Source organism: Natrinema sp. H-ect1 (assembly GCF_041821105.1).
Taxonomy (GTDB): Archaea; Halobacteriota; Halobacteria; order Halobacteriales; family Natrialbaceae; genus Natrinema; species Natrinema thermotolerans.
This window is the reverse complement of record NZ_JBGUBA010000006.1, coordinates 179,255-187,822: the sequence shown is the minus strand read 5'-3', so window position 1 is coordinate 187,822 and position 8,568 is coordinate 179,255. Positions and strand designations below refer to the sequence as shown.

8 protein-coding genes are annotated in these 8,568 nt (G+C 68.1%); 4 read left to right on the top strand and 4 right to left on the bottom strand.

The features are described from left to right. Window positions 1-207 precede the first annotated feature (207 nt). From gcvPA to ACERIM_RS14310, 3 genes are all read left to right on the top strand, one after another. Entirely contained in the window at window positions 208-1,545 is a 1,338-nt protein-coding gene (gene gcvPA, locus ACERIM_RS14320) for an aminomethyl-transferring glycine dehydrogenase subunit GcvPA (RefSeq protein WP_373633221.1), read from the top strand. Continuing rightward, entirely contained in the window at window positions 1,542-3,038 is a 1,497-nt protein-coding gene (gcvPB, locus tag ACERIM_RS14315) for an aminomethyl-transferring glycine dehydrogenase subunit GcvPB (RefSeq protein ID WP_373633220.1), read from the top strand. The genes gcvPA and gcvPB overlap by 4 nt, the downstream gene beginning before the upstream one ends. Before the next feature lie 242 nt (window positions 3,039-3,280). Beyond that, window positions 3,281-4,798: an aldehyde dehydrogenase gene (locus ACERIM_RS14310; protein WP_373633219.1), complete on the top strand. Its 1,518-nt coding sequence runs from the start codon at window positions 3,281-3,283 to the stop codon at window positions 4,796-4,798. Window positions 4,799-4,877: 79 nt separating this feature from the next. Here the strand turns inward: ACERIM_RS14310 and ACERIM_RS14305 are convergent, their stop codons facing one another. Further along, window positions 4,878-5,054, bottom strand: a complete 177-nt coding sequence (locus ACERIM_RS14305) for a hypothetical protein (protein ID WP_172704590.1) — start codon at window positions 5,052-5,054, stop codon at window positions 4,878-4,880. A gap of 104 nt (window positions 5,055-5,158) precedes the next feature. Between ACERIM_RS14305 and ACERIM_RS14300 the strand changes: the two genes are divergently transcribed. Then, window positions 5,159-5,692: a cob(I)yrinic acid a,c-diamide adenosyltransferase gene (locus ACERIM_RS14300; protein ID WP_006179301.1), complete on the top strand. Its 534-nt coding sequence runs from the start codon at window positions 5,159-5,161 to the stop codon at window positions 5,690-5,692. 106 nt (window positions 5,693-5,798) lie between these two features. Here ACERIM_RS14300 and ACERIM_RS14295 read toward each other — a convergent pair whose 3' ends face one another. From ACERIM_RS14295 to ACERIM_RS14285, 3 genes are all read right to left on the bottom strand, one after another. Next, window positions 5,799-5,987: a hypothetical protein gene (locus ACERIM_RS14295; RefSeq protein WP_373633218.1), complete on the bottom strand. Its 189-nt coding sequence runs from the start codon at window positions 5,985-5,987 to the stop codon at window positions 5,799-5,801. A 156-nt stretch (window positions 5,988-6,143) separates the two neighbouring features. Next, on the bottom strand, window positions 6,144-6,560 hold the full coding sequence (locus ACERIM_RS14290) for a DoxX family protein (RefSeq protein WP_049966611.1): 417 nt from the start codon (window positions 6,558-6,560) through the stop codon (window positions 6,144-6,146). A 235-nt stretch (window positions 6,561-6,795) separates the two neighbouring features. Continuing rightward, a complete protein-coding gene (locus ACERIM_RS14285; RefSeq protein ID WP_373633217.1) occupies window positions 6,796-8,565 on the bottom strand; it encodes an adenine deaminase C-terminal domain-containing protein in 1,770 nt (589 codons plus the stop codon). Window positions 8,566-8,568 lie beyond the last annotated feature (3 nt).

Below are 8,568 nucleotides of genomic sequence, written 5' to 3'. Positions count from 1 at the left end.
ATTCTCTCGCTGCTTAAAGATAGTCGCCCGTGTGGCGACTGCAGGGGCCGGGACGGCGAGCGCGGCCGCGGTCACCGTCGATCGCACCGAAACGGGTGCGTTCATTATGCCCCCTCCGCTAGAGACCAGTATCGTGTCTCGGATCGAACGCCGCCGACGCTGCAGGGGGCGACCGATCGGGTCGATCGACCGGGACCACGGCTAGCTATGCACGGATCACACGCTACGGGGAGCCCCTACGCTCCCCACACGGAGGAGGACCGCACGGCGATGCTCGAGGCGGTCGGCGCGGACTCCGTCGAGGACCTCTTCGACGTTCCGGCCGAGGTCGCGTTCGACGGGCGCTTCGACATCGACGCGCGATCGGAACGGGAAACGCGGCGACTGGTACGGTCGCTGCTGGCCCGCAACGACGAGGTGACCGAACTGCTCGGACGGGGCCACTACGGCTATTACGTGCCGTCGCTGGTCGATCACCTCGCGGACCGCTCGGAGTTTCTGACCTCTTATACGCAGTACCAGCCCGAGGTCTCACAGGGGTTCCTGCAGGCCCTGTTCGAGTACCAGTCGCTGTTGGTCGAGCTGACCGGGCTCCCGGTCGCGAACTGTTCGATGTACGACGCCGCGACGGCGCTGGGCGAGGCCGCGACGCTGGCCGATCGCGTCCGCGACACCACGGGGCACCGCGTCCTCGTCCCCGAACTGCTCCGCGAGGAGCGCCGAAGCACCCTCGAGAACTACGTCGCCGGTACCGATCTCGTGGTCGAGTCCTACCCCGTCGAGGACGGCACCGTCGACCGCGCGGGACTCGAGGCCGCCGCCGACGAGGAGGTCGTCATGATCTACGCCGAGAACCCCACGGTACGGGGAACGATCGAGGAACGTCTCGAGGCCGTCGGCGACCTCGCCGAGTCCAACGATGCGCTCTTCGTCCTCGGCTCGGACCCGATCGCGCTCTCCCTGCTCGAGCGCCCCGCCGACGTCGGCGCGGACGTCGTCATCGGCGACGCCAGCGTCCTGGGGCTCCCGACGAGCTACGGGATGGGATTGGGCCTGTTCGCAACGCGGGAGGACTACCTCCGGCAAGTCCCCGGCCGGCTGGTCGGGGCCAGCGAGGACGCGACCGACCGCCGGGCGTACACGCTGACGCTCCAGACCCGCGAACAGCATATCCGTCGGGAGCGGGCCACGAGCAACATCTGTACGAACCAGGCCTGGGTCGCGCTCCGGACCGCGATGCACGCTGCCGTCCTCGGCCCGAGCGGCATGGTCGATCTCGCGGAGCGCGACGTCCGACGCGCGCGTGATCTCGCGGCTCGACTCGACGAGATCGTCGGCGTGAAAGCGCCGGTCCACGACCGACACCACCTCCGGGAGTTCGTCGCCCGCGTCGACCAGCCCGCCCGCGCCGTCGCCGACGACCTCGAGGAGCGGGGCTTTGCGGTCCACGTCGTCGGCGACCACGAGATTCAGGTCTGCGTCGCCGGCGTCCCCGACGAGCGGCTGGATCGCTTCGTCGCGGCGCTCGAGGGGGTGATCCGATGAGTGACGAGCGACCGGACGACCCGCAGGTCCGGTACGATCAGGCCCGCTACGTCGAGAACGGTGAGTACGAGCCGCTGCTTTCCGAGAAGGATCTGACGCGGGTCGAGATCGGCGGTGACGAGGAGACGGCCGACGGCGAGTCGCCGCTGCCCGACGACCTCACCCGTGACTCGCTCGAGCTACCGGAACTCTCCGAACCCGAACTGGCGCGTCACTACACGCGACTCTCCCAGATGATCTACGGGATCGACAGCGGTCCCTACCCGCTTGGCTCGTGTACGATGAAGTACAACCCGAAATTCACCGAGGACGTGGCCGCGCTGCCGTCGGCGGCGGTTCATCCCGACCGCTCCGAGGGGTCGGTACAGGGCAATCTGGAACTGCTCTATCGCCTGCAGGACTACCTCGGTCGGATCGGCGGCATGGACGCGGTGACGCTGCAGCCGCCTGCCGGGGCCGCCGGCGAGTTCGTCGGCATCCGCGTCGCGGCGGCCTACCACGAACACAACGGCGAGGGCCACCGCGACGAGGTCATCGTTCCCGAGAGCGCCCACGGCACCAACTTCGCGACCGCCGCCCTGGGTGGCTACGACGTCGTTTCCCTGCCCAGCGACGACGAGGGCCGGGTCGACCTCGAGGCGCTCGAGGCCGCCCTCTCGGAGAACACGGCGGCGCTCATGCTCACGAACCCCAACACGCTCGGACTGTTCGAGCGCGACATCACCGAGATCGCCGAGCTGGTCCACGACGCGGGCGGACTGCTCTACTACGACGGGGCGAACCTGAACGCCCTGCTCGGCCGCGCGCGGCCGGGCGACATGGGCTTCGACGTGATGCATTACAACGTCCACAAGACGTTCGCGACGCCCCACGGCGGCGGCGGGCCGGGTGCGGGGCCAGTCGGCGTCGTCGACGACCTCGCGCCGTTCCTGCCCGCGCCCCGGGTGCGCCAGCGCGAGGCCGAGTCCGCGGGCGGCGAGCCCCGGTACGAACGCTTCGAGCCCGACCACACCATCGGGAAGGTCCACGGCTTCTACGGCAACTGGCTGGTGTTGCTCAAGGCCTTCGCCTACATCGCGCGGCTCGGCGACGAGGGGCTGGCCGACGCCAGCGCCTCGGCGGTACTGAACGCGAACTACCTCGCCGAGCGGATCGAGTACGACGTTCCCTACGGTCCCTTCCACCACGAGTTCGTCGCCAGCGCCGGCGAGCAAGACGCCGCCGACGTCGCAAAGCGGATGCTCGACTACGGCGTCCACCCGCCGACGACCAAGTGGCCCGAGATCGTCCCCGAGGCCCTGATGACCGAGCCGACCGAGGTCGAGAGCAAGGCCACCCTCGATCGGCTCGCCGCCGCGTTCAACGCCGTCGCCGGCGAGGACGACGCGACGCTCGAGGCCGCGCCGGAACGCACGACAGCACGCCGGATCGATCAAACGAGTGCCGCGCGAAGCCCGCGGCTGTCGTGGCAGGCGCTCACGGACGAGTCCTGACCGGCAGACCCTATTCTGTGGGCGTTGACCGCGATCGTCGGTCGACGCGACGGCGGCCAATACAGGAGCAAGCGCGGGGTCTCGCCGGTGTTGGGTCCGTGGTAGAAACGAAAATAGGTTACGTCGACTGCCAAATTCGCCTCCCGGTACCTTTCACACGTCCAATATATAAACCACGTTCGATTACATCCATGTTGCCGATTGCCAAACCTTTTCCACGCGACTGAGCATCAGTGGGACCCATGGCCAGTCACCCAGGCTCAGCCGAGGATCGCCGAAACGACGTACTGGAGCGCCACCGCGAGACGGCCGATGCGGTCGTCCCGGAGCGGACGTCGCTGTATATCGGCGGCGAGTTCGTGGAGTCGGCGGGCGGCGAAACGTTCGCAACGACCGATCCGACGACGAATCAGGAACTCGCATCCGTTGCCCGCGGTCGCGAAGCGGACATCGATCGTGCGGTCGATGCCGCGTGGGAGGCGTTCGAGACGGAGTGGTCGGGGTCCTCACCCGGCGATCGCCAACGGGTCCTGCTAGAAATCGCCGACGCGATCGAGGACAACGCCGACGAACTCGCCCGGTTGGAGACGCTCGACAACGGGAAACCGATCACGGAGGCGAGGATCGACGTCAACTCGGCCGCAGAACAGTTCCGCTACTTCGCGGGAATCGTCCGCGAGAACGGCGGCGAGACGATGACCGAGGGCTCGAGATACGGACAGGTGATTTCGGAACCGTACGGCGTCGTCGCACAGGTAATCCCGTGGAACTTCCCGCTGCTGATGGCGTCGTGGAAACTCGCACCCGCGCTCGCTGCTGGCAACTGTACGGTGTTGAAACCCGCCGAACAGACGCCACTCTCCGCACTTCGGCTGGCCGAACTGCTCGACGGGATCGTTCCGGACGGCGTCGTCAACGTCGTTACCGGATTCGGCGAGGAAGCTGGCGACCCGCTGACTCGCCATCCCGACGTTCGAAAGGTCGCGTTTACCGGGTCGACCGCCGTCGGCAAGCAGGTCATGACGAACGCGGCGGAGAACGTCACCGACGTGACGCTCGAACTCGGCGGCAAGAGCCCCGTGGTCGTCTTCTCCGACGTCGACGTTCCGAACGCAGTTCAGTTGATTACGGCCGCGATCTTCTACAACACCGGCGAGTGCTGTGAGGCCGGCTCGCGATTGTTCGTCCACGAGGACGTCGCCGACGATGTCCTCGACGGACTCGTCGATGCGATCGCCGGGATGGAAATCGGCGATCCGCTCCGCGAGGAGACTGACCTCGGCCCGAAGGTTTCCACGGCACAGGTCGATCGGACGCTCGAGTACCTCGAGGCGGCACAGGACGCCGGCGGGCGGTTCCTCACTGGCGGCGACCGTCCCGACGACGAGGTCCTCTCCGAGGGCTGTTACGTCGAACCGACCCTCATCGAGGGACTCGAACACGACCACACCGCCGTTCAGGAGGAGATCTTCGGTCCGGTACTCGAAGTGTTCCGCTGGAGCGACTACGAGACGATGATGGAGTTGGCCAACGACGTCGACTACGGACTCGCCGGCGGCGTCATCACCGACGATATTACACAAGCGAACCGGGCCGCGAGGGATATCGAAGCGGGGTACATCTGGATAAACAGCTACCACGATCTCGTACCGGGACTGCCGTTTGGCGGCTACAAACAGTCCGGGATCGGGCGGGAACTGAGCGCCGACACGCTGGATCACTACCGACAGACGAAAACGATCAACCTCTCGCTCGGGTGACCCACCCCCTCACAAGGGTGTGGTCGGTCGCCGCATGGCAGCTCCCTGCGAGCGAATGGCGTCGGCGTACCCGAGACGCTTACGCGGTGCTGGAGTCGACGGCGGTGCCGTTGTCGCCGATCCGGACGAAGCCGTAGTCACAGTCCGGGCAGTGCCACTTGACCTTCTCGCCGAGGTGCAGCGACGTGCTGGCAGCGCGGTAGAAGGTCTTTTCCGCCCCGCAGTTGGGGCACTCGTGGTCGAGTTCCATAGCCATGCGCGGCGATAGCGGGTCGAGCGAGTTGAAACTACTGATTCGGCCGACCGATCGACGGCGCGGCCGACGCGGAAATTAAGTAGCCGCCGTCCGTCGGTCCAGTCATGTCGATCTACACCGGCCGCGGCGACGACGGGGAGACGGACCTCCGCGACATGAGCCGCGTCTCGAAGGCGAGCGCCCGGATCGAGGCCTACGGGACCGTCGACGAACTCAACGCCTTGCTCGGGACGATCCGCCCGACCGACTACGACGACGTCAACGACCACCTGTCGGCGATCCAGAACCACCTCCACATCGTGCAGGCGGACTTCGCAAATCCTGACCCCGACGAGGACGACCCCGCGATCCGGCCCGACCACGTCGAGACCGTCGAGGATTGGATCGATGCCTACGATGAGGAACTCGAGCCGCTGACTTCCTTCGTCCTGCCGACCGGCAGCGACGATGGGGCCGCGCTCCATCACGCCCGCACGGTCTGTCGGCGCGCCGAGCGCCGCGCGGTCGCGCTCGCTGGCGAAGAACAGATCAACGAGGACGCGGTGCAGTATCTCAACCGGCTCTCCGACGGCCTGTTCACGATCGCGCGCGTCGTCAATGCCCGCGACGGCGAACCCGAAGAATCGCCGGAGTACTGACCTGAATCGGTGTTTTCCGTCGCTCGAGGACACGGCGAGAGCGGCCGCCACACGCAGTACTCGAGAGACGACGCGGGTGCGATCCGTATTACCGGCGGGGCCCGGATTACGGGCCGGCGGCCGATGCCGGGACCTCGAGGGCGACGGGGTCGTGACCGGTTTCCCGGTGATGATCGGTGCCGAGTCGGGTCGCTTCGGCACGGCCCGTCGCCGACCGCTCGTAGGCACAGTTGTCACAGGTCACGAGGAACTGCTTCGTCTCGGCGGCCCCCGCGGTCGGTTCGTTCGTTGCCATACGAGACCGGTCGGCGACGAACCGCTTGAACCGTTCGCCGAACCACGTTGGTGGTCCGGGTCGGAACCCATCGCTCGAGCCGGTGAGTCGGCCGAGAGCCCGCCGTTCGTACTACCGTCCTGTGGCCGCGAGACGTCGTCTCGTTGAGAAACCTGCTCAGAGACCGACGTTCAGCGCGTAGCCCCACGGCTGGCTCGCCAGCACCAGCACGAGCAGCGACGCGGCGAACAGTTCGACGTTCTTGGTGAAGTGGTTCATCTCGTTCTGTCTCTGGTCGTCGGGAACCGCCCAGAAGTCGTGCATGAGCGGCGTCGCGACGAGGAAGAAGACAGCCAGCGCCCCCGCCGCGATGACGGGGTAGACGCCGAGGACGAGGCCGAGACCACCGAGAACGAGGACGACGCCCGAGGCGACGACGCCGAACGTGGGCGCCGGGACGCCCTTGGCCTCGGCGTAGCCGGCCATCGCGTCCGGCGCGAGGAAGTGGTTGATTCCCTGGTAGAGTATCAGCCCGCCGAACAGCAGTCGGCCGACGAGCAACACGACGGCGGCGGGGCCGCTCTCGAATGCCATCAGCGGCTCACCGCCGTCGCCGCGCCGGCCGGTCCGATCGGTCGTGAGTCGGTTCGATCCGCGTTCCGCGTTCGTCGTTGCATGACGGTATCCGGTTCGTTCCAGAACCGGTTATATTCTCGCTAACGGGAGTGTTACCGGGTGAAACGCCGGTTATCCGTAGAATTATAATGGTAGATGGAGCCGAGAATGGGGTCGGTTCGGCCGGCGGGGACCGAAGCGCGATCCGCGCGGCTCAGTCGTCGGTGTCCGCCGCCGGCTCGAGGCCGACGACGGACTGGCCCAGTACGTCGGCGTAGCCCGACGCCGTGAGCTTCAGCGTCGGAACGCCGGGGAACGTCAGCGTTTGCGCGGTCAACAGCGGCCGGTCGATGTCGACGCCGGCCTCGCGGAGGGCGTCCTCGAGCGCCTCGAACTCCGCGGCGAACTGCTCGGGCGGGAGTTCGGCGGCGGCCCCGGCGACCGGCATGGCGAGGTCGGCGACCACCTCGCCGTCGCGGGCGATTGCGATCCCGCCGCCCATCGAGGCGACGCGGTCGGCGGCGACGACGGCGTCGTCGGTATCCGCGGCGACGGTCACAAGCCCGGTCGCCTCCCAGACGGCCGAGGTAGCGAGCGCGCCCGACTCGAGGCCGAAGCCCGTGAGGAAGCCGGTAAAGCCCCGTTCCTCGGTCGCCGGGTCGCGATCGAGGACTGTCGCGGTGAGGACGTCGGTGGCGGGGTCGGGGCCGAGCCGGCGGCTCGAGCCGTCCGGTCCGTCGACGACGGCGGCATCGGCGGTCGTTTCGGTCGTCACGAGCCCGCGGTCGACCGCCATCGCGCGGACACGGCCCTCGGGCCCGGCCTCGAGCGGCGCGGTGAAGCGCTCGGCCGAGACGTCGACCGAGATCGTGTCGTAGACGTAGTCGGGGTAGGGATCGGTCCTGGCGTCGACGAGGGGCTCGCCGTCGGCGACGACGACCTTGCCCTCGGAGAGGACCGTCTCGACGGCCATCGACTCGAGGTCGTCGACGACGACGAGGTCGGCGACGGCACCCGGTTCGACGACGCCCCGGTCCGCGAGTCCGAAGTGGGCTGCGGTGTTCCGGCTCGCGGCGTCGATCGCGTCGGCCGGCTCGATCCCGGCGTCGATCAGCCGGCGGACGATCTCGGCCATGCCAAAGCCCTCGAGCAGGTCGCCGGGCCAGACGCCATCGGTCGACAGCGAGACGCTCCGCGGGTCGAGGTCCGGGTAGGCATCGATCAGCGCCTCGAGGTCGTCTCGGATCGAGCCGGAGCGGCCGACGACGTGGATCCCGTTGGCGGCGCGCTCGCGGATCCCGTCGGCCGAAATCGCCTCGTGGTCGTTGTCGACGACGGTCGCGAACGCCCGCAGCGCCTCGCCCCGACAGCCCGCGCCGTGGCCGACGATCGGGAGATCGCGCTCGCGGGTGCGCTCGTAGAGGTCCTCGACCGGCGCGTCGCGGCCGACGACGTGGATCCAGTCGATCTCGCCGACGCCGACGACCCGGTCGTGATCCAGCAGGTCCGAGAGCGCCTCGAGTTCGGCCGGCGTCCCCGTCGCCGGTTCGAAGGTGTCGACGAAGTCCTGTGGCGGCAGGGAGACGGAGGCCGAGACCGGGGCGTCGGCGGTCCGCTCGAGGAAGGTTTCGACACCGCGGCTGCCAAAGAGCAGCCCGAGGCCGGAACTCTCGGTGACGATCGAGGTAGTCCCCGATGCAAGCAGATGGGGCACTTCGCGGTCGAACAGCAGCTGGATGTCGGCGTGGGTGTGGGCGTCGATCAGCCCCGGGAGGACGACGCCGTCGGCCGCCGAGACGACCGTCGTCTCCGGGCCGGTGACCGACTCGGCGTCCGCGAGCAAGGCGGCGATCCTGTCGCCGACGATCGCGACATCGCGGTCGAGAAATTCGCGGCGGTTCGAACAGTACACCTGCCCGCCCTCGACGACCAGGTCGGCGGTCGCCCCCTCGCGCTCGAGCGCGACCGACTGGAACTCGTTCATAGC

Bases quoted from the DNA above. Each gene is read 5' to 3' on its own strand.
- ACERIM_RS14295 (WP_373633218.1), bottom strand. From the start codon at position 5,987: ATGGCAACGAACGAACCGACCGCGGGGGCCGCCGAGACGAAGCAGTTC.
- ACERIM_RS14285 (WP_373633217.1), bottom strand. From the start codon at position 8,565: ATGAACGAGTTCCAGTCGGTCGCGCTCGAGCGCGAGGGGGCGACCGCC.
- ACERIM_RS14300 (WP_006179301.1), top strand. From the start codon at position 5,159: ATGTCGATCTACACCGGCCGCGGCGACGACGGGGAGACGGACCTCCGC.
- gcvPB (WP_373633220.1), top strand. From the start codon at position 1,542: ATGAGTGACGAGCGACCGGACGACCCGCAGGTCCGGTACGATCAGGCC.
- gcvPA (WP_373633221.1), top strand. From the start codon at position 208: ATGCACGGATCACACGCTACGGGGAGCCCCTACGCTCCCCACACGGAG.
- ACERIM_RS14305 (WP_172704590.1), bottom strand. From the start codon at position 5,054: ATGGCTATGGAACTCGACCACGAGTGCCCCAACTGCGGGGCGGAAAAG.
- ACERIM_RS14290 (WP_049966611.1), bottom strand. From the start codon at position 6,560: ATGGCATTCGAGAGCGGCCCCGCCGCCGTCGTGTTGCTCGTCGGCCGA.
- ACERIM_RS14310 (WP_373633219.1), top strand. From the start codon at position 3,281: ATGGCCAGTCACCCAGGCTCAGCCGAGGATCGCCGAAACGACGTACTG.